Genomic DNA, 690 nt, shown 5'->3' with positions numbered 1-690 from the left:
GACGGCACAAATCCTATCGATATCTGGATTGATACGGGTAGCCAGGGTGGAATTTATAATCCGGACGTAATCAAAGGTATTCAGAAGCTAGAACGTTATTTAGAGGCGCGAGAAGGCATTGGCTTTGTACTCACGCCGGTAGACTTTTTGGAGCGTATGTATAACTTGCTGACGCATGAAGGGCATATGCTTCCAGAGGATTTTAACGAGCAATTAATCGCCCAAGAGATTCTAGTTTATGAAAATGAACGTAGCCAAGATATAAAACATGTCATCGATGACCAGCACAGGCACGCTAGATTAATTGTCTTGGGTGAAAGCGATGCAGCCTCGTTTTGGGGGCCGGTATTAGATGATATTGAAGCGCTAACGCCAGCTGGCACGAGTCTAGAAAACAATGGCTATGGCAAAGTGATGTTCACGAATATTGAGGAAGTGATAAAGACAAACATCTCCAGTACGATCATTGCGTTGTCATTAATATCTTTGGTTATGATTTTCTTATTTAAGTCCGTTATGAATGGCGTCATTGGGATTATCCCTCTCGTGCTTACGGTGCTCATGAATTATGCGGCGATGGCTGCATCAGGTGTTGCAGTTGATGTGGGTACGACAATTATTGCAAGCATCGCATTTGGTATTGGAATCGATTATTCCATTCATTTTCTATCGTCTATAGAGCGTCAAGTG

General features: G+C 42.9%; 1 protein-coding gene. It reads left to right on the top strand.

Annotated elements, in window-relative coordinates; genetic code table 11:
* The coding region (locus A3766_RS30130; RefSeq protein WP_197479180.1) for a hypothetical protein at positions 1–690 on the top strand (690 nt) is incomplete at both ends.

It is taken from the genome of Oleiphilus sp. HI0132 (assembly GCF_001635845.1).
This window is presented reverse-complemented; position numbering and strand designations above follow the sequence as displayed.